This window comes from Caenispirillum bisanense (assembly GCF_039523075.1).
In the GTDB taxonomy this organism is placed as follows: Bacteria; Pseudomonadota; Alphaproteobacteria; order Rhodospirillales; family Rhodospirillaceae; genus Caenispirillum; species Caenispirillum bisanense.
In genome coordinates this window covers 1-16,213 of sequence record NZ_BAAAEP010000025.1, presented here as the reverse complement: position 1 = coordinate 16,213, position 16,213 = coordinate 1, and the positions used below count along the sequence as shown (strand labels likewise).

The following is a 16,213-nucleotide window of genomic DNA, read 5'->3' as shown; positions in this document are numbered from 1 at the left end:
CGCCGTGCGCCGGACGGCCGCCCGCCGCCGCCGCTCAGATGCCCATCAGGGCGCGGACATGACCGACGGTACAGGCCGCCAGGGCGCGAATGTCGTAGCCGCCTTCCAGCACCGAGACCACCCGGCCGCCGCAGACGTCGTCGGCCAGCGCCATCACTTCCTTGGTCGCCCACACGAAGTCGCTCACCTGCAGCAGCAGGTAGGCCATGGGGTCGTTGGCGTGGGCGTCGAAGCCGCAGCTGATGATGATGAGGTCGGGCTTGAAGTCCCGCATGGCCGGCAGGATGACGTCGCTCATCACCTGGCGGAACTCGTCCGACCCGGCGCGCACCGGCAGGCCGACGTTGACGATGTTGTTGTGACCGCCGGTTTCCGACGGCGCGCCGGTGTCCGGCCACTGCGGCCACTGGTGGGTGGAGGCGTAGAACATCTCCGGGTCGTCCCAGAAGATGTGCTGGGTGCCGTTGCCGTGGTGGACGTCCCAGTCGAGCACCGCCACCCGCTTCAGGCCGTGCGCCTCGCGGGCGTGATAGGCGCCGACGGCGGCGTTGTTGAAGACGCAGAAGCCCATGGCCTTCTCGCGCTCGGCATGGTGGCCGGGCGGGCGGACGGCGCAGAAGGCGTTGCGCACCTCGCCCAGCGCCACCGCGTCCACCGCCGTGCAGACGGCGCCGGCGGCGCGCAGGGCGGCCTCGCCGCTCTCCGGGCAGAGCACGGTGTCGCCGTCGATGTGGTGGTGGCCCTCGCGCGGCACCGCATCCATCACCCGCTCGATATAGCTGAGGGGGTGAACGCGCATCAGCTGCTCGCGGGTGGCGTGGGGCGCCTCCTCGCGGTGGAGCATCATGAACTCTTCGGATTCGAGCACCCGCAGGATCGCCCGCAGACGATCGCCGCTTTCGGGATGCAGGTCGCCCGGATCATGATCGATGCACGCATGATGCGTGACCAGCAACGTCGCCATAAACTGTCGGTCCTTCCCACCCGCGGGCAATTCCCTTACCCGCGCCCTGACATTGCCGAAATTTGTCACCACTCGGGTCAGGGAGCAACCTGTCTTTACGACAGATATGGGTCGCCGGAGGGGGCAGCGCGAGCCCGATCCGGTCGCATAACCCCTTGCCCACACGCGCCCATTTGCTCATATCCGACAAACGGCATACACTCGGGTACCCGAGGGGGGACTTAAACCGTGGAACGCATCATGCCCGACGATCAGGCGCTGGACCTTCAGCAGCTTCAGGAAAATGCCCGCCGCGCCAGCGCGCTGCTCAAGGCCATGAGCAACGAACACCGCCTGATGGTGCTGTGCCAGCTGCTGCATGGGGAGAAGTCGGTCGGGCAGCTGGAGCGCATCGTCGGCCTCAGCCAGTCGGCGCTCAGCCAGCACCTGGCGCGGCTGCGCCGCGACGATCTGGTGAAGACCCGCCGCAGCGCCCAGACGATCTACTATTCCCTGAAGGGCGAGGAAGCGAGCGCCGTCATCGCCACCCTCTACAGCCTTTACTGCGAGGGCGAGGCCCCGCCCTGCCGGGTGGCCGTCGCCGGCGAGTAAGCCGGCCGCTCGTCATAGGCCACCGGAACGATCAGCACCGCCTGCGCCACCGCCACCAGCGCCGCCGCCACGATGATGAGGGCGAGGCGGACGGGGGCGGCTGTGGCGGTGCGAGGGCGGCGGCGGAGCATGACGGAGCGGTCGCGGCTGTTGCGCTGATGGCTGACCAACGGCCGCCCGCGCGCCCGGTTGCCGGCGCCGAAGCATACCTCTTATCCGGTCGGGTAAACGCCCCGAGGCCGGCCCGTGCCGCCCGGCGGCCTCAGCGGCTGCGGTAGCGGTCGGCGCCGGCCGGTTCGCTCAGCCGCTCCAGCCCGCCCTCCACTTCCAGGCGGCGGACGTGGGCCAGCACCTCGCCGATGGCGAAGAACAGCTGATGGTCGTCCAGCGGCCGCGGGAACAGCACCGGGATCAGCTCCGCCGCCGTGCGCCCTTCCGCCACCGCGCAGGCGGCGCGGGTGTCGGCCAGCCGGTCGGCGTGGTGGGCGGCCAGCTCCGCCGCCCGCGCATGCAGGCCGACGAAGGGCAGGCCGTGGCTCGGCAGTACCAGCGTGTCGGGGCGCAGGGTCTCGAACCGCCGCAGCGACGCCAGGAACAGCGCCAGCGGATCGGCCTCCGGCTCGTTCGGCCACAGGGAAACGTTGGGGCTGATGCGCGGCAGGATCTGGTCGCCGGCGATCAGCAGCCCGTCCTCGTCGCACACCAGCTGCGCCAGCTCCGGCGCGTGCCCCTGCCCCACCATCACCCGCCACGCGCGGCCACCGATGTCCAGCCGGTCGCCATCGGCGATGCGGCGATAGCGGCGCGGCAGCGGCGCCACCCGGCCGGCATAGGCATTGCCGCGCGCCCGCACCTTGTCCAGCAGCTCCGGGCTGAAGCCGGCGCGGCGGTAGAAGGCGACGGCGCTGGCCGTCATCTCGGCGGAGGTGTCGAGCGACAGGAATAGGCCGGTCGCCCATTCGCCCAGGGTCGTCCACAGTTCCACCTCCAGCCGCTCGGACAGCCAGCCGGCGAGGCCCATGTGGTCGGGGTGGAAGTGGGTGCAGAACAGCCGGGTGATGGGTCGCCCGCCCAGGCGCGGGTGGCGGAACACCGTCTCCCACAGCTCGCGCGTCAGGGTGGAGGCGACGCCGGTGTCGACGATGGCCCAGCCGCCGTGATCCTCCACCAGCCACAGGTTGATGTGGTCGAGGGCGAAGGGCAGCGGCATGCGCAGCCACAGCACCCCGTCGGCGATGGGCAGAAGCTGGCCGCGATCCGGCGGCGTGGTCACCGGGTGGCGCAGGGCGCCGCCGGCGGCGGAACGGGGCGGAGGCTGGGTGCTGGTCATGCCTCAGGGATGACACGCACCGGCGCCACTTCGCAAGGGCCGTTCTCCGCCCTAGGATGCCGCAACGACGGTACACCACAGCGGCAGGAGGCGGAGCAGTGCGACTCGGTGTGGATCTCGGCGGCACCAAGATCGAGTGCCTCGCCCTGGCCGAAGACGGCACCCCCCTCGCCCGCCGCCGCGTCGCCACCCCGGCCGGCGACTACGCCGCCACGGTGGGCGCCGTCGCCGCCCTGGTGGCGGCGGTGGAGCAGGAGGCCGCCTGGCCCGCCGGCGCCGCCAGCGTCGGCGTCGGCATTCCGGGGGCGCTCTCGCCGGCCAGCGGCCTGGTGAAGAACGCCAACTCCACCTGCCTGATCGGCCGGCCGCTGGACCGCGACCTGGAGGCGGCGCTGGGGCGGCCGGTGCGGCTCGCCAACGACGCCGACTGCTTCGCCCTGTCGGAAGCCACGGACGGCGCCGGGGCGGGCGCCGCCAGCGTGTTCGGCGTCATCCTCGGCACCGGCGTCGGCGGCGGCATCGTCATCGGCGGCCGTCCGGTGTCCGGCCCCAACGCCATCGCCGGCGAATGGGGCCACAACCCGCTGCCGTGGCCGACCGAGGCCGAACGGCCGGGCCCGGCCTGCTACTGCGGCAAGCACGGCTGCATCGAGACCTTCCTGTCAGGACCGGGCCTGACCGCCGACCACGGCGGCGGCCTGACGGGGGCGGAGATCACCGCCGCCGCATCGGCGGGCGATCCGGCGGCGACGGCAGCGCTCGACCGCTACGTCGACCGGCTGGCGCGGGCGCTGGCGACGGTGATCAACGTGCTGGACCCGGAGGTGATCGTGCTCGGCGGCGGCCTGTCCAACCTGACGGTGCTCTACGACCGCCTGCCGGCGGCGCTGCCGCGGTGGGTGTTCAGCGACACCGTGCGCACCGCCGTGCGGCCGCCGGTGCATGGGGATTCCAGCGGCGTGCGCGGGGCCGCCTGGCTATGGCCGGCGGCCCCGCTCAGCCGGTGAGGCAGTCCCTCAGCACTCGGGCTTCGGCAGCGGCTTCAGGTCGGTCATGGTGCCGGTGATGGAGAAGTCACCGAAATCCTGGTGGACGCTGTCGGCCACGCCATTGGTGTGGTAGGCGAGGCCGACCTGGAACTCGGGCATCGGGTCCTGGCCTTCCTGCGGGAAGAAGGCCATGGTCATGGGCCAGGCCGGGCCGGTCAGCAGGTCGGTGGAGATGCGCTCGTCCTTGGCGCCGGCGGAGGCCTTCTCCGGCCCGACGCGCGGGGCCGCCGCCGGCTTCTGCACGCCGATCAGCGCCGACACCTCGTAGGGGCCGCGGTCGCCGGAGCCGTCGAACACCGCCCGGTTGATGAACTTGGTGCCCTTCTGCGCCTCGGCCAGCAGCAGCAGGGTGTGCTCGGTCGGGAACAGGGTGTCCCCCGGCAGGTCGAGGCTGTGCTCGGTCGGCTGCACGAAGGTGACGCTGCCGGCGGAGCCGTCGGCCGGCATGGCGGCGCGGCCGTCGATGGTTTCCACCAGCGTGCCGTTGCGGCTGTTGCGCACCTTGAAGCGGTACTGCGAGCCGTCGCGGCTTTCCCAGGTGGAAAACTCCCACGCCGTCATCACCGGCGAGCCGACCCCGTAGGAGATGGACAGCAGCGTGCGGGTGTTGACCGCATAGCCGTCGCAGGTGTCGGTGAAGCTGTAGTGCATGGTGCCGCTCGCCCCCACCACGCCGCTGCCGCTGCGCGAACTGGACAGCTGCATGTCGTAGGTCGCCTCGTGCGACGCCAGACGCGGGGGAGACTCGGCCCGGGCATCCTGTGGCGCCGCCGCGACGCCCAGCACGAGGACGCCGGCCAGGGCGATGCCAGACGTGGTGCGGATCATGAGCTGCATCCTTCCAAATGGCCCTTTTGGACCCAACGATCCGACGAAAAGAGCCGTTCCCCCGATGTAGGGCCGGCTCCCCCCAAGAACAAGGCGCGCTCCTTTCGGTCGCGCGCCTCGTCCTGGACCTTGGCGGCCCTTCCACCGTATCCGAAACGACGGATCAGCCGCCGCTCTTTTCCGCTGCCGCCGCCGACGCATCCGGCGTAGCGCCGGCCGGGGTGCGGGCCTCGCCGGCCTTGATCTGCTTCGGCTGGCGCACCTGGATGTGCAGCTCGCGCAGCTGCTTTTCCGTCACTTCCGACGGCGCGTTCATCATCAGGTCCTGCGCCTGGCCGTTCATGGGGAAGGCGATGACCTCGCGGATGTTGGGCTCGTCGGCCAGCAGCATGACCATGCGGTCGATGCCCGGGGCAGAGCCGCCGTGCGGCGGGGCGCCGAACTTGAAGGCGTTGAGCATGCCGCCGAACTTCTGCTCCACCACTTCGGGGCCGTAGCCGGCGATTTCGAAGGCGCGGTACATGATGTCCGGGCGGTGGTTACGGATGGCGCCCGACGACAGTTCAATGCCGTTGCAGACGATGTCGTACTGGAACGCCTTGATGTCCAGCGGGTCCATGGTGTTCAGCGCCTCCAGGCCGCCCTGCGGCATGGAGAACGGGTTGTGGCTGAACTCGATCTCGCCGGTGTCCTCGTTCAGCTCGTACATCGGGAAGTCGACGGTCCAGCAGAACTTGAACACGTCCTTTTCCAGCAGGTCGAGTTCATTGCCGATCTTGGTGCGGACCTGACCGGCGAACTTGGCGGCCTTCAGCGGCTTGTCGCAGGCGAAGAAGACGGCATCGCCTTCCTTCAGCTCGCAGCGCTCGCGGATCAGCGCCACCCGCTCGTCGTCCAGGTTCTTGGCGATGGGGCCCTTGGCGCCGCCGACCACGTACTGGATGTAACCCAGGCCGCCGGCGCCGTTCTCGCGCGCCCAGTCGTTCAGCTTGTCGAACCACGAGCGCGGCTGCTCCGCCCCGCCCGGCGCCGGGATGGCGCGGACGATGGCGCCGCCTTCGATGGCGCGCGCGAAGATGCCGAAGCCCGAGCCCTTGAAGGCGTCGGTGACGTCGGCGATGACGATGGGGTTGCGCAGGTCCGGCTTGTCGGAGCCGTACTTCAGCATGGACTCGTCGAACGGAATGCGCGGGAACGGCAGCGGGGTGACGGCGCGGCCGTTGCCGAACTGGGTGAACAGGCCGTGCAGCACCGGCTCGATGGCGGCGAAGACGTCGTCCTGGGTCACGAAGCTCATCTCGAAGTCGAGCTGGTAGAACTCGCCGGGGCTGCGGTCGGCGCGGGCGTCCTCGTCGCGGAAGCACGGCGCGATCTGGAAGTAGCGGTCGAAGCCCGCCACCATCAGCAGCTGCTTGAACTGCTGCGGCGCCTGCGGCAGGGCGTAGAACTTGCCGGGGTGGATGCGGCTCGGCACCAGGAAGTCGCGGGCGCCTTCCGGGCTCGACGCGGTCAGGATGGGCGTCTGGAACTCGGTGAAGCCCTGCTCGATCATCTTCTGGCGCAGGTAGCTGATGACCTGGCTGCGCAGCAGGATGTTCTTGTGGATCTGCTCCCGCCGCAGGTCGATGTAGCGGTAGCGCAGGCGCATCTCTTCCGAGTAGTCCTGATCGCCCGCCACCTGGATCGGCAGCACGTCGGCGGTGGACTGGATGGCGACGTCGGCCACCTGCACCTCGATGTCGCCCGACGGCAGGCGCGGGTTCTTGGTCTCGGCGGAGCGCTCCACCACCTTGCCGGTGATGGTGACGACGCTTTCGACGCGCAGGTCGGTCAGGGTGGAGAACACCGGGCTGGAGGTGTCGCAGACCGTCTGGGTGATGCCGTAATGGTCGCGCAGGTCGATGAACAGCAGGTTGCCGTGGTCGCGCTTGCGATGCACCCAGCCCGACAGCCGCACGGTCTGACCGGCGTGCTCGGCCCGCAGATCGTTGCAGGTATGGGTACGATACTGGTGCATGACATCCTCTCACGGAAAGCTGCGGACGGGCGCCCGACATTAAGGCATACGGGGGCCGAAAGCACACCCTTACGCGGATTTTGTCAAGAACGCCCGCGGCAGCGCGGAAAGCCGCGCCGGCGCGTGCGCCGCATCTTGCCGCGGACTCGCGGGCGCGGTATAGCAAATGCATGACTCTCATCGCCGATTCCGCCGCTCTCCGCGCCCTGTGCGACCGCCTGTCGAAGGCCGAGTTCGTCACCGTCGACACCGAGTTCATGCGCGACCGCACCTACTGGCCGGGCCTCTGCCTGGTGCAGGTGGCCGGTCCCGACGAAGCGTGGTGCATCGACCCGCTGGCGCCCGACATCGACCTGACGCCGCTGTTCGACCTGATGCGCAATCAGGCGGTGCTGAAGGTGTTCCACGCCGCCCGCCAGGACCTGGAAATCTTCTACCGCGCCATGGGCGATTTCCCGCGGCCGCTGTTCGACACCCAGATCGCCGCCATGGTCTGCGGCTTCGGCGAGTCCGTCGGCTACGAGACGCTGGCGACCAAGCTCGCCAAGGCGCGCATCGACAAGTCCATGCGCTTCACCGACTGGACCCGCAGGCCGCTGACGGAACGCCAGCTGCATTACGCCCTGGCCGACGTCACCCACCTGCGCGTGGTCTATGAAAAGCTGCGCCGCCGCCTGGAGAAGACCGACCGGGCGCACTGGCTGCACGAGGAAATGGACGCCCTGGTCGACCCGGAGAAGTACAGCTTCGACCCCGACCAGGCATGGCTGCGCCTGAAGCCGCGCACCAAGAGCCCGCGCTTCCTCGCCATCCTCAAGGAAGTGGCGGCGTGGCGCGAGCGCGAGGCCCAGACCAAGGACATGCCGCGCCAGCGGGTGCTGAAGGACGAGGCGATCCTGGAAATCGCCGCCCATGCCCCCACCGGCGTGGACGAACTCACCCACGTGCGGGCCATCAGCCGCAGCACCGCCGAGGGCCGCCTCGGCCGCGAGATCCTGGATGCGGTCGCCCGCGGCAAGGCGGTGCCCGAGGCCCAGGCCCCGACCATGGAGCCGCGGCGCGAGATCCCGCCCGGCGTCGGCCCGGCCATCGACCTGCTGCGGGTGCTGCTGAAGATGCGCTGCGAGGAACACGACGTGGCGCAGAAGATGGTCGCCAGCATGGAAGACCTGGAACAGATCGCCATGGACGACAACGCCGACGTGCCCGCCCTCGGCGGCTGGCGGCGGCTGGTGTTCGGCGAGGACGCGCTCAAGCTGAAGCGCGGTCAGCTGGCCCTGGCGCTGTCCGGCGACGGCGGCGTCAAGGCGCTGGACCTGACCGAGCCGTCCTGACCTCGCCCCTCCCCGCGCCGCCGGGCCTCTCGCCCGGCAGCCGCCGCGGCACCGCCCTTACGGCCGGTCGCCGCCGGCGGCGACGCGCCACAGGGTTTCGCTGTAGGGCAATTCCGCCAGCACCCGCGTTTCCCGCATCACCCAGCTGCGCACCAGGCCCCGGCAGCCTTCGTCCGGGCGCGAGAACTGACGGCGGCAGATGGCATCGGCGCTGTCGACAAAGCGCATGTCGGCGCCGCGGGTGACGATATAGACCATGCCGTCGGGCGCGGCGCCCGCCGCCACATCGGCACGCGCCGTACTCGCCGTCGCCACGCTGGCGCCGGCCGGAACCACAAAGACCGCAACCTGGGTTACCGCCACGGCGACCACCAGGGCCACCACGGCCGCCACCGTCATCAGGAACGCCCGCATCTTGCACACCCCCCGAAAGGATGCCCGCCTGCACCTTATGGGGTAGGAGCATGCCGCAAGACAAAGCCAGTGGCAACAGGTTTGATGGCGAAATGAGTCGGCCCGGGAGGGGCGGCGGCGAGCGGCCGAAATCCGGCGCCGAACCGGCGATCAGTTGCCGGTCTGGCCGCGCTGGATGCGGCGCCAGCGGGCGACATTGCGGTTGTGCTCTTCCAGCGTCTCGGCGAAGGCATGGCCGCCGGTGCCGTCGGCCACGAAGTAGAGATCGCGGGTGGAGATGGGGTTCAGCACCGCCTCGATGGACGCTCGGCCGGGGTTGGCGATGGGGGCCGGCGGCAGGCGGTCGATGACATAGGTGTTGTAGGCGGTCTGGCTTTCCAGGTCGCGGCGGGTGAGCGCCCGGCCGAGGGTGCCGGTCTCCGGCGCCAGACCATAGATCACCGTCGGGTCCGACTGCAGCCGCATGCCCTTGCGCAGGCGGTTGATGAACACCGCCGCCACCCGCGGCCGCTCGGCGGCGATGCCGGTTTCCTTCTCGACGATGGAGGCCAGCACCAGCGCCTCCTCCGGCGAGGCCAGCGGCAGGTCGGGGGCGCGCTTCTCCCACAGGTCGGCGACGGTGCGGCGCATGGCCTCGCGCATGCGGCGGACCATGACCTCGCGGCTGTCGCCCCAGCTGTAGTGGTAGGTTTCCGGCAGCAGGTCGCCGGTGGCCGGCGGCGGCGGCAGGTCGCCCTCCAGCCCTTCGGCGGCGGCGACGAGGGTCAGCACGGTCGGCGTCGTCAGCCCCTCGGCGATGGTCAGCGACCGCACCACCACCTTGCCCGCCGCCAGCATGTCCAGCGCCTGCCGCATGGAGGTGCCGGCCGGGAACCGGTACTCGCCGGCGTGCAGCCCGGCGGCCCGGCCGGAGGCCTTGACGCCGACGGTGAACAGGGTGCGGTGCAGCTGGTCGCCCTCGATCACCCCCGCCTCGGCCAGAACCGCGGCGATGCGCGCGAGGCCCGAGCCCTTGGGGATGATGACGGTGGTGTCCTGCGGCAGCGGCCCCGGCGCCTCGAAGGTGCGGGTGGCCCACCACCAGCCGGAAACGGCAACGATCGCGCCGGCGAGAACCAGCGCGATCGTCAATTTGATCAGCGTGCGAAGAACGCGCATGCCGTCAGGCCGTCAGGCTGCGGGAACCGGACCGGGCGCCCCTCAGGGCGCGCGGCCCAGCACCAGCGAGGCGTTGGTGCCGCCAAAGCCGAAGCTGTTGGAAACGGCCACGTTCACCGTCCGCTCCTTGGGCTTGTGCGGCACCAGGTCGATGTCGCAGCCGTCGGAGGGATTGTCCAGGTTGAGGGTCGGCGGCACCACCTGGTCGCGCAGGGCGAGCAGGGAGTAGATCGCCTCGATCGCCCCGGCGGCGCCCAGCAGATGCCCCACCGCCGACTTGGTCGACGACATGGACAGCTTGTAGGCGTGGTCGCCGAACAGCCGCTTGACCGCCCCCAGCTCGATCTCGTCGCCGAGCGGCGTGGAGGTGCCATGGGCATTGACGTAATCGACCGCATCGACGCTCAGGCCGGCATCGCGCAGCGCATTGCGCATGGCGCGGAAGCCGCCGTTGCCGTCTTCCGCCGGAGCGGTGATGTGGTAGGCGTCACCCGACATGCCGTAGCCGAGCACCTCGCCGTAAATGCGGGCGCCGCGGGCCTTGGCGTGTTCGTATTCTTCCAGCACCAGGATGCCGGCACCTTCGCCCATGACGAAGCCGTCGCGATCCTTGTCCCACGGGCGGGAGGCGCGGGTCGGCGTCTCGTTGAAGCCGGTGGACAGGGCGCGGGCAGCGGCGAAGCCGGCCATGCCCAGGCGGCAGACGGCCGCTTCGGCACCGCCGGCGATCATCACGTCGGCGTCGCCGTACTTGATGATGCGGCTGGCATCGCCGATGGCGTGCGCGCCGGTGGAGCAGGCGGTCACCACCGAGTGGTTGGGGCCCTTGAAGCCGTACTTGATCGACACATGGCCGGAGACCAGGTTGATCAGCGACGACGGAATGAAGAACGGGCTGAGCTTGCGCGGGCCGTTGGCGACCATGGTGTCTTCGGCGCCGGCAATGTTGCCGAGGCCGCCGATGCCGGAGCCGATGATCACGCCGGTGCGCTCGCGGTCCTCATCGCTTTCGGGCGTCCAGCCGCTGTCCTCGATGGCCTGGATGGCGGCGGCCATGCCATAGACGATGAACTCGTCCATGCGGCGCCGGTCCTTGGCCGGAACATAGGCGTCGGCGTCGAAACGATGCAGGTCGTTCTCGCCCTTGGGAACCGTACCGGCGATCTTGGCCGGCAGGTCCGACACGTCGAAGTGGTCGATGGCGCGGATACCGCTCTCGCTGTTCAAGAGGCGGGTCCAGTTGCCTTCGACGCCGCAGCCCAGCGGCGTGACCATGCCGACGCCGGTGACGACAACTCGTCTCATGGCTCTCCCGAATACTGTCTCTGCTCGCCCGCCGCCGCAGCCGACGCCCGGGCCCAGGTGGTTGCGCCGCCGGCATCACTGCGGCAGCGCGCCCGACCTTACTTCGCGTTCGCCTGGATGAAGTCGATGGCGTCCTTCACGGTCAGGATCTTCTCGGCCGCGTCGTCCGGAATCTCCACGCCGAACTCTTCTTCGAACGCCATCACCAGCTCGACGGTGTCGAGGCTGTCGGCGCCCAGGTCGTCGATGAAGGAGGCGTTCTCGGTGACCTTGGCCTCCTCGACACCGAGGTGCTCAACCACGATCTTCTTAACGCGCTCGGCGACGTCGCTCATGTCGTCAGTCCTCAAATTCACAAAGTGTTGTGTGGTGGATCGATCGGGTACGCCAAATACCCCGCGGTAAAAGGCCGGGGTTCGGGCGTTGGTAGCACACTTGCGGGGCCTTGACCACACCAACATGACACCGCGGCAGCCCCGGACCAGCCGTTGCGCGCCCCAATGTCGGGAGAAAGCCGCCGCCCCGCAAGGGCATCAGATCATGGCCATGCCGCCGTTGACGTGCAGCGTCTGGCCGGTGACGTAGGAGGCCTCGTCGCTCGCCAGGTAGATGACGGCGGCGGCGATGTCCTCCGGCGTGCCCATGCGGCCGAGCGGAATGCCGGCGTTCAGCTTGGCCTTCTGCTCGTCGCTCAGCTTGTCGGTCATGGCGGTCTCGATGAAGCCCGGCGCGATGCAGTTCACCGTGATGCCGCGGCTCGCCACTTCCTGGGCCAGAGACTTGGTCAGCCCGGTCATGCCGGCCTTGGAGGCGGCATAGTTGACCTGGCCGGGATTGCCGGTGTGACCGACGATGGAGGTGATGTTGATGATGCGGCCCGACCGGCGCTTCATCATGCCCTTCACGGCGGCGCGCGACAGGCGGAAGGCGGCGGTCAGGTTGACGTCGATCACCGACTGCCAGTCCTCGTCCTTCATGCGCAGGATGAGGCCGTCGCGGGTGACGCCGGCATTGTTCACCAGCACGTCCAGGCTGCCCATGGCCTCGACGGCGGCGGGCACCAGCGCCTCGACATCCTCGGCGGAGGACAGGTTGCACGGCAGCACGTGGACGCGGTCGGCCAGGGTGACGGCCAGGGCGTCCAGCGCCTCGCGCCGGGTGCCGGAGATGGCGACGACGGCGCCGCGGGCGTGCAACGCCTTGGCGACGGCGGCACCCAGGCCGCCGGAGGCGCCGGTCACCAGCACGGTCTTTTCGGTCAGATCGAACATGGGCGCTTTCTCCCCTGCGGTTGGGCTCAGCCGAGGCTCTTCAGGAAGCTCTCGATGTCGGCCGGGCCGTTGACGGCCACCCCGGTCAGTTCACGGTCGATGCGGCGGGCGAGGCCGGTGAGCACCTTGCCGGAGCCCAGCTCCACCAGCGTATCGACGCCCAGCGCCTTCATGGCCAGCACGCTTTCACGCCAGCGCACGGCGCCGGTCACCTGCTCGACCAGCAGCTCGCGGATGGCGGCGGGATCGGTGGTGGGGCTGGCGGTGACGTTGGCCACCACCGGCAGGCGCGGGCTGCGGATGTCGACGTTGGCCAGGGCCTGGGCCATGGCGTCGGCGGCCGGCTGCATCAGCGGGCAATGGAAGGGGGCGGACACCGGCAGCATGACCGAGCGCTTGGCGCCGCGCTCGGCGGCCAGCGCCACGGCGCGTTCCACCGCCGCCTTGTGGCCGGAGACCACCACCTGGCCGGGGGCATTGTCGTTGGCGGCGGCGATCACCTCGCCCTGGGCGGCGGCCTCCGCCACCTCACGGGCCTGATCGAGGTCGAGGCCGAGCAGCGCCGCCATGGCGCCGACGCCCACCGGCACGGCCTTCTGCATGGCCTGACCGCGGATCTTCAGCAGCCGGGCGGTATCGCCGATCTCCAGCGCGCCGGCGGCGCACAGGGCGGAGTATTCACCGAGGGAGTGGCCGGCGACGAAACCGGCGATCGACGGCAGGTCGAGCCCGCCCTCGCGCTCCAGCACCCGCACCACGGCCAGCGACACCGCCATCAGCGCCGGCTGGGCGTTCTCGGTCAGTGTCAGCTGGTCGTCGGGGCCTTCGAACATCAGGCGCGACAGGCCCTGGCCCAGCGCCTCGTCCACTTCCTCGAACACCTCGCGGGCCGGCGCGAAGGCGTCGGCCAGTTCCTTGCCCATCCCGACTGCCTGCGACCCCTGGCCGGGGAACACCAGTGCACGCGCCATGGCGCCAGTCCCTCCACGTCAATGGATATGGGCGGCGGCCGCGCACGCGGGGCGGCGGCCGGCCGCAAATGCCGGGCAAAGTGCGCAGGCGGCGGCGCCCTGTCAAGCGGCATGCGCAGCCGCGGGCAGGACAGGGGTTGCAATCGGGGCCGGCTGACGTATAGTGCGCGGCTTCACGAAACCGTGTCCCTTGCCGGATCTCCTCCCATCGTTGGGGTCCGGCTATGCCCGCCGGTCATGGGGACCGCTGCGGGATGAGACAAGCCAAAAGGGTCTCTAGACGATGCCTTTGTATGAAAGCGTGCTGATCGCGCGCCAGGACATCTCGGCCACCCAGGTCGAGCAGCTGGCGGACGACATGGCCAACATCATCGCCCAGGGCGGTGGTTCCGTTGGCAAGAAGGAATACTGGGGTCTGCGCAACCTCAGCTACCGCATCAAGAAGAACCGCAAGGGTCACTATGTTCTGATGAACATCGACGCCCCGGCCCCGGCGGTTCACGAGATGGAGCGCCTGCTGCGTCTGAACGAAGACGTGCTGCGCCACATGGTCGTGCGCGTCGAGGAACTGGAGGAAGGCCCCTCGGCCGTCCTGCAGACCCGCAACGAGCGCGGCGACCGTGGCGACCGCGGCCCGCGTGGCGGCCGTGGCGGCCGTGAGCGTGGCGAGCGTGGTGACCACCGCGGCGAGCGTGGTGACCGCGGCGACCGTCGTGATTCCCGCAGCGAGGGAGCTGAATAATGGCTGCCGCCCGTCGTCCGTTCTTCCGCCGTCGCAAGACCTGCCCGTTCTCCGGCGCCAACGCCCCGAAGATCGACTACAAGGACGTGAAGCTGCTGCAGCGCTTCATTTCCGAGCGCGGCAAGATTGTCCCGTCCCGCATCACGGCCGTCTCGGCCAAGAAGCAGCGCAAGCTGGCCCAGGCCATCAAGCGTTCCCGCTTCCTGGCCCTGCTGCCGTATGTGGTGAAGTGAGCCGGGCAAGGAGGACATCGATATGACCGAAGTCATTCTGCTCGAACGCATTGCGAAGCTGGGCCAGATGGGCGACACCGTGAAGGTGAAGCCCGGGTTTGCCCGCAACTTCCTGCTGCCCCAGGGCAAGGCCCTGCGTGCCAACGAGAAGAACCGCAAGCTGTTCGAATCGCAGCGCGCCCAGCTTGAAGCCCGTAACCTGGAGCGCCGTCAGGAAGCCCAGGCCGTGGCCGAAAAGATGGCCGACCTGAGCATCATCATGGTGCGCCAGGCCGGTGAAGGCGGCCAGCTGTACGGCTCCGTGACGGCCCGCGACGTCGCCCAGGCGATCAAGGAGAACGGTTTCTCCGTCGAGCGTGGCCAGATCGAGCTGAACAACCCGATCAAGGACCTGGGCCGTTACCAGGTCGCCGTCATCCTGCACCCGGAAGTGACCGTGTCCGTCCCGGTCACCGTCGCCCGCACGCAGGAAGAAGGCGAAGCCCAGCTGCGCTCCGCCGCCGAGCCGGAAGCCGAAGCCGTTGAAGCCGAAGAAGAAGGCTTCGACGTCGAGGCGCCGGAGGAAGAGGAGTCGGACGAGCAGGCCTGAGCCTGACCGTCTGCCGCCTTTCCGGCTGCATCGCATACGGAACACCCCGCCGCTGGCCTCAGCGGCGGGGTTTTTCGTGTCCGCCGGGCTGCCCGCGCGGCGGCGGGCGGAAGGGGTCAGGCCGGAATGATGTTGGCGACCGGCGAGCGCACGAAGGCGCCCTCATGCGCCGCCCGCGCCTTGCGTTCGACGCTGGTGAAGCGCGACAGCAGGTCGGCCAGCTCCAGTTCCGCCACCATCAGCGAGGCTTCCTCCGGCGTCACCCAGACGCGGCGGCGCTGGCCGCGCTCCGGCCAGTCGAGCGCCTCGTAGCGGACGCGCAGGGCGAAAACGTCCACCGCCAGCGTGCGCAGGGCGCCGCAATGGAGGGATTTGGTGTAGCTGTAGGTGCCGATGGGCACGGGCGTCACGTCGCCGACGACGCCGCCTTCCTCGAACGCCTCCAGGGCGGCCGTCTCCGCCGCCGAATGCTTCTTTTTCGGCCATCCCTTGGGGACGATCCAGCGCCCCGTGCCCCGCGAGGTCAGCAGCATCACCTGTACCTGACCGTCCCGGATCACATAAGGAATGGCAGCGCATTGCCGGTTACGCCCGGCCTTTTTCGTGTTCGCCACCGCAAGCCTCCAGTCGGGGCGTCCCCTGACGGACACATCCCGAAGTGATCATTCTGCCGATCCCGAAGCAGAAAGGACAGCCTGCCGATGGTCCTACTTTATACGGCGGGGTAGCCGACAGGGCGGCGCCCCGGACGGGGCCACGGCACCGGCTGTGATTTCTTGCGGAACGGGTGCAGACACAACGGCCCCGGCGGCCGGAGGTTGCGCACGTCGTGCGTCTGCCGGTCCTGCGGTCAGCGGCTGGTGGCTTCGCCCCGGCTGCCGCCGGCGGGCAGCAGCGGCTGCGGCGCCCCGGCCGCCCGGCCCTGCTGCTCCGGCGCCTGGGGCGGCTGGGCCGGCTGGGCCGGCTGGGCAGCGGGCGCCGCTTCGGCCGGCGGAGCGCGGAAGGTATCGAGGCACCGGGCGGCGGGCAGTCCCTCGGCGGACATGTCGAGGGCGAACAGCCCCTGCGACTCGACGCGCGGGAACAGGTGGACGTCCAGCGTGCAGCCGGCGCCGCGATAGCGCCAGCGCACGCCCGGCGCCTCCGCCACTTCCTGCGCCGGAGCCCCCATGATGGAGCGCAGCTCGTCCGCCGACAGGCCGGTGAGCGAGTCGGGGATGGGGCGGCGGGCCGGCGGCCGGCTGGCCTGCTGCGGCGCGCCGGCGGCGCCATCGACCCCCGCTGCGGTCGCCGCGTCGGCCCCGTTGGCGCCGTTCGCCGCGCCGGTGCCGTTGGCCTCGGCGGCAGCCGCCCGCGCCTCCGCCCCCGCGGCGGGGCGGTCCTGCCGGGCGGGCGGCCTGCGGCCGGGCGGGGGGGG

At 70.1% G+C, this 16,213-nt stretch carries 18 protein-coding genes and 1 pseudogene; 6 read left to right on the top strand and 13 right to left on the bottom strand.

The genetic code is table 11. The annotated features are described in order from the left end of the window. Positions 1-34: 34 nt before the first annotated feature. Entirely contained in the window at positions 35-964 is a 930-nt protein-coding gene (locus ABD056_RS12450) for a histone deacetylase family protein (protein WP_343867058.1), read from the bottom strand. 240 nt (positions 965-1,204) lie between these two features. Here ABD056_RS12450 and ABD056_RS12445 point away from each other — a divergent pair, with 240 nt between their 5' ends. After that, on the top strand, positions 1,205-1,555 hold the full coding sequence (locus tag ABD056_RS12445; protein WP_425545037.1) for an ArsR/SmtB family transcription factor: 351 nt from the start codon (positions 1,205-1,207) through the stop codon (positions 1,553-1,555). Here ABD056_RS12445 and ABD056_RS12440 read toward each other — a convergent pair. Beyond that, positions 1,504-1,725, bottom strand: a complete 222-nt coding sequence (locus ABD056_RS12440) for a hypothetical protein (RefSeq protein ID WP_343867056.1) — start codon at positions 1,723-1,725, stop codon at positions 1,504-1,506. The genes ABD056_RS12445 and ABD056_RS12440 overlap by 52 nt on opposite strands. Before the next feature lie 92 nt (positions 1,726-1,817). Beyond that, positions 1,818-2,885 (bottom strand): MBL fold metallo-hydrolase, encoded by a 1,068-nt coding sequence (locus ABD056_RS12435; protein ID WP_343867054.1) that lies wholly within the window; start codon positions 2,883-2,885, stop codon positions 1,818-1,820. Positions 2,886-2,941: 56 nt separating this feature from the next. Here ABD056_RS12435 and ABD056_RS12430 point away from each other — a divergent pair, with 56 nt between their 5' ends. After that, positions 2,942-3,892 carry an ROK family protein gene (locus ABD056_RS12430; RefSeq protein WP_343867052.1) on the top strand — a complete coding sequence of 317 codons (951 nt, stop codon included), beginning with the start codon at positions 2,942-2,944 and terminating at the stop codon, positions 3,890-3,892. Positions 3,893-3,901: 9 nt separating this feature from the next. Here ABD056_RS12430 and ABD056_RS12425 read toward each other — a convergent pair whose 3' ends face one another. Next, complete coding sequence (locus tag ABD056_RS12425; protein WP_343867050.1) at positions 3,902-4,762, bottom strand: cell envelope integrity EipB family protein; 861 nt, start codon at positions 4,760-4,762, stop codon at positions 3,902-3,904. A 163-nt stretch (positions 4,763-4,925) separates the two neighbouring features. Further along, positions 4,926-6,779: an aspartate--tRNA ligase gene (aspS, locus tag ABD056_RS12420; protein WP_343867048.1), complete on the bottom strand. Its 1,854-nt coding sequence runs from the start codon at positions 6,777-6,779 to the stop codon at positions 4,926-4,928. A gap of 170 nt (positions 6,780-6,949) precedes the next feature. Between aspS and rnd the strand changes: the two genes are divergently transcribed. Then, complete coding sequence (gene rnd, locus ABD056_RS12415) at positions 6,950-8,113, top strand: ribonuclease D (RefSeq protein ID WP_343867046.1); 1,164 nt, start codon at positions 6,950-6,952, stop codon at positions 8,111-8,113. A gap of 57 nt (positions 8,114-8,170) precedes the next feature. Here the strand turns inward: rnd and ABD056_RS12410 are convergent, their stop codons facing one another. The 6 genes from ABD056_RS12410 to fabD all read right to left on the bottom strand — a co-directional run bounded on the left by ABD056_RS12410 (position 8,171) and on the right by fabD (position 13,232). After that, positions 8,171-8,527, bottom strand: a complete 357-nt coding sequence (locus tag ABD056_RS12410; RefSeq protein ID WP_343867044.1) for a hypothetical protein — start codon at positions 8,525-8,527, stop codon at positions 8,171-8,173. 150 nt (positions 8,528-8,677) lie between these two features. Next, positions 8,678-9,685 (bottom strand): endolytic transglycosylase MltG, encoded by a 1,008-nt coding sequence (gene mltG / locus ABD056_RS12405; protein WP_343867042.1) that lies wholly within the window; start codon positions 9,683-9,685, stop codon positions 8,678-8,680. A 42-nt stretch (positions 9,686-9,727) separates the two neighbouring features. Continuing rightward, on the bottom strand, positions 9,728-10,990 hold the full coding sequence (gene fabF, locus ABD056_RS12400; protein WP_343867040.1) for a beta-ketoacyl-ACP synthase II: 1,263 nt from the start codon (positions 10,988-10,990) through the stop codon (positions 9,728-9,730). A 98-nt stretch (positions 10,991-11,088) separates the two neighbouring features. Continuing rightward, complete coding sequence (locus tag ABD056_RS12395) at positions 11,089-11,325, bottom strand: acyl carrier protein (protein ID WP_343867038.1); 237 nt, start codon at positions 11,323-11,325, stop codon at positions 11,089-11,091. Positions 11,326-11,523: 198 nt separating this feature from the next. Then, on the bottom strand, positions 11,524-12,261 hold the full coding sequence (gene fabG, locus ABD056_RS12390; protein WP_343867037.1) for a 3-oxoacyl-[acyl-carrier-protein] reductase: 738 nt from the start codon (positions 12,259-12,261) through the stop codon (positions 11,524-11,526). A gap of 26 nt (positions 12,262-12,287) precedes the next feature. Continuing rightward, positions 12,288-13,232: an ACP S-malonyltransferase gene (gene fabD, locus ABD056_RS12385; protein ID WP_343867036.1), complete on the bottom strand. Its 945-nt coding sequence runs from the start codon at positions 13,230-13,232 to the stop codon at positions 12,288-12,290. A gap of 283 nt (positions 13,233-13,515) precedes the next feature. Here fabD and rpsF point away from each other — a divergent pair, with 283 nt between their 5' ends. The 3 genes from rpsF to rplI are packed head-to-tail and all read left to right on the top strand — an operon-like array spanning position 13,516 to position 14,796. Beyond that, positions 13,516-13,974: a 30S ribosomal protein S6 gene (gene rpsF, locus ABD056_RS12380; RefSeq protein ID WP_343867035.1), complete on the top strand. Its 459-nt coding sequence runs from the start codon at positions 13,516-13,518 to the stop codon at positions 13,972-13,974. After that, a complete protein-coding gene (gene rpsR, locus ABD056_RS12375; RefSeq protein ID WP_425545036.1) occupies positions 13,971-14,207 on the top strand; it encodes a 30S ribosomal protein S18 in 237 nt (78 codons plus the stop codon). The genes rpsF and rpsR overlap by 4 nt, the downstream gene beginning before the upstream one ends. Before the next feature lie 22 nt (positions 14,208-14,229). Then, a complete protein-coding gene (rplI, locus tag ABD056_RS12370) occupies positions 14,230-14,796 on the top strand; it encodes a 50S ribosomal protein L9 (protein ID WP_343867032.1) in 567 nt (188 codons plus the stop codon). A gap of 116 nt (positions 14,797-14,912) precedes the next feature. On the opposite strand, the gene ABD056_RS12365 is transcribed toward rplI, so the two are convergent. Beyond that, on the bottom strand, positions 14,913-15,356 hold the full coding sequence (locus ABD056_RS12365; protein WP_343867031.1) for an NUDIX hydrolase: 444 nt from the start codon (positions 15,354-15,356) through the stop codon (positions 14,913-14,915). Positions 15,357-15,646: 290 nt separating this feature from the next. Then, positions 15,647-16,213, bottom strand: a pseudogene (locus tag ABD056_RS12360) (hypothetical protein); the annotation flags it as partial.